The organism is Nonomuraea fuscirosea, from assembly GCF_003001935.1.
GTDB classification, from domain to species: domain Bacteria; phylum Actinomycetota; class Actinomycetes; order Streptosporangiales; family Streptosporangiaceae; genus Nonomuraea; species Nonomuraea fuscirosea.
The window spans coordinates 1-2,323 of the sequence record NZ_PVNG01000078.1 but is presented as its reverse complement, the minus strand read 5'-3'; the positions used below and the strand labels follow the sequence as shown (position 1 = coordinate 2,323).

Sequence of the window (2,323 nt, the reverse complement as noted above, 5' to 3'; positions counted from 1 at the left end):
CTGTCGTACTCGATCGGGTTCACCCTGACCGAGCAGGTGCAGCAGGCCGTGCTCCGCCTGCCGAAGAGCGCCTGGACGCCCGCCTACGACGCCGACCGGCAGGTCCGGCCCGGCGCCTGGGTCGCCGAGCTGACCGGCCTGCTCGACCTGACCGGCTGGCCCAAGGGCATGCGCGTCATCGCCCGCAAGAAACGCCCGCACCCCGGCGCCCAGCTGCGCTTCACCGACATCGACGGCAACCGCGTCACCTGCTTCGTCACCGACACCAAACAAGGCCAGCTCGCCGACCTGGAACTACGCCACCGCCGCAGGGCCCGCGCCGAAGACCGCATCCGCTGCGCCAAGGACACCGGCCTGGCCAACCTGCCCCTGCACCACTTCACCCGAAACCAGATCTGGTGCGAACTCGTCGCCCTGGCCTGCGAACTCCTCACCTGGATGCAGATGCTCGCGCTGCCCGGCACCACCGCCCGCGGCTACGAACCCAAACGCCTGCGCCTTCGCCTGTTCGCCGTGGCCGGACGGCTGGTCCGCGGCGGCCGACGCGTGCGGCTACGCCTGGCCTCCCGCTGGCCCTGGGCCCGCGACATCCCCACCGCGCTGGACCGCCTGCAGGCCCTGCCCGCACCACCCTGACCAGCCACCAGCCGCCTTTACGACCAGGAAGGACACCTGCGGGCCCGTGGAACCCCGCCCACCCGGCGCGACAGCCGGGCCGACGCGCTGACCACAGCACGCAATTCAACCCTCAGCCGAACTACACAGCCGACCACACCCTGATCACGAAAGATCGAGGCTAGCGTGGAAAGCGTTGTAGCCACCGGCCCGCGCCGACTCGACGACCCTTGGGACGTCGACCTTCCAACGGTGGCCTGGATCGTGGGAAGGCTGGACTCACACGTGGACCGTCGAACGATGCTCCTGCTCGCCGCCGGAATGACCGCCGAAGCCGCGGCCACCATCAGCGACCCCTGGGAGCGCCTCTCCCGCGCCCTCACGGGACCCCAAGCCCTCGATGACGACACCATCGAGCGTCTCGAAGCACGCACCATCGGCTTTCACCGCCTGGAGTACGTCCTTCCGGCCCGAGCCATCTACCAAGGGCTCACCACCCACATCAACGAACTCAGCACCCTGCTCCAAAGCGGCCCCTCCAACCGCTTCCGCCGACGTCTGGCCGCCACCGCCGGCGAAGCCGCCACCCTCGCCTCCTGGATCGCCTGGGACCTCAAGCAGCCCGGACAGTCCGCCTCGTTCGAGCGCTCTCTCCGCCCTGGCCGCCAAAGAGAGTGGGAACCAGATCATCCAGGCGTGCACCCACGCCTACAAGTCGTACGCCGTCGAAGGGCGAGCTGCCTATGAGGCCGTACGCCAGGCCCAGCAGTTCCTCCCCGCCCAGGGAGACGACGCCACCCGCGCCTGGCTGCTCAGTCGCGAAGCCGAAGAACTCGCCGCCCTCGGTGACCGCCGCGCCATCGAGGTGATGCACCAGGCCGAAGAGGCATACGGCCGAGCCCGCCCCCACCGCGAACGCGCCTGGACCCGCTTCCTGGACCCCGGCCGGATGGCCGCCTTTCAGCTCTCCACCTACGTGCGACTCGGCGATGAGCACCACGTCATCGAAGCCGGCCAGACCGCCCTGTCGGCCGTTGCTCAGGAGAGCGACCACAAGAAGGCCGCGATCGTCTACGCCGACATCGCCCAGGCTCAACTCCAGATCGGCGACATTGCCGAAGGAATCACCTACGCTCGCCGTGCCCTGGAGTCCGCCCAGCGCAGTGAATCCACCTGGGGGATCGAACACCTCGCCACCGTGGAGAAGGCCCTGGCACCGCACACCGACCAGGCAGTCCGCGAGCTGCTCGGCGACATCGCCGCTACCCGCCGGAAGGCGGGGCCGTCTCCCGCCTGATCCACTCAAGGTAGTCAGCAGTGCCGGCTACGAGTGCACTGGCGATGATCTGCGGCACCTCGTAGGAGTGCAGCTCCCGCACACACCGGGCCAAGTCCTCGAATCGCTCCATGGTGGTCGTCATCAGCAATAACCACTCGCCAGAGCGCTGGACCTCCCCGGCCCACCAGTAGGTCGACTCGATCGGCGCAACGATCTGAGCCCCCGCGGCCAGCCGACGCTCCACCACTGCCGAACAAATCCGATCGGCCTCATCACGGCTGCTGGCAGTGACGCGGACCTCGATGCAATCCGAAGTGTTTTGGATCATGCCAACTGTCTGGTCTCACTTGATGCTTGACGCTTTGGCATCGGATGATGCTTGACACTCCTAGCCGGTCTTTCGCTTCTTAGTATGCGCCTGGGACTTGA

General features: G+C 67.8%; 4 protein-coding genes. 3 read left to right on the top strand and 1 reads right to left on the bottom strand.

All coding sequences use genetic code 11. The features are described from left to right. From B0I32_RS56150 to B0I32_RS60795, 3 genes are all read left to right on the top strand, one after another. Nucleotides 1-636: transposase (locus tag B0I32_RS56150; RefSeq protein WP_181308981.1), on the top strand; the 636-nt coding region annotated here is incomplete at its 5' end. Between the two features lie 279 nt (nt 637-915). Beyond that, nucleotides 916-1,362, top strand: coding sequence for a hypothetical protein (locus B0I32_RS60800; protein WP_245956740.1), 447 nt, complete (start codon nt 916-918; stop codon nt 1,360-1,362). Further along, on the top strand, nt 1,274-1,912 hold the full coding sequence (locus tag B0I32_RS60795) for an NsdA family TPR-like regulatory protein (RefSeq protein ID WP_483870151.1): 639 nt from the start codon (nt 1,274-1,276) through the stop codon (nt 1,910-1,912). The genes B0I32_RS60800 and B0I32_RS60795 overlap by 89 nt, the downstream gene beginning before the upstream one ends. Here B0I32_RS60795 and cutA read toward each other — a convergent pair. Continuing rightward, nucleotides 1,878-2,222 (bottom strand): divalent-cation tolerance protein CutA, encoded by a 345-nt coding sequence (gene cutA, locus B0I32_RS56140; RefSeq protein ID WP_106253683.1) that lies wholly within the window; start codon nt 2,220-2,222, stop codon nt 1,878-1,880. The genes B0I32_RS60795 and cutA overlap by 35 nt on opposite strands. Nucleotides 2,223-2,323: the final 101 nt, after the last annotated feature.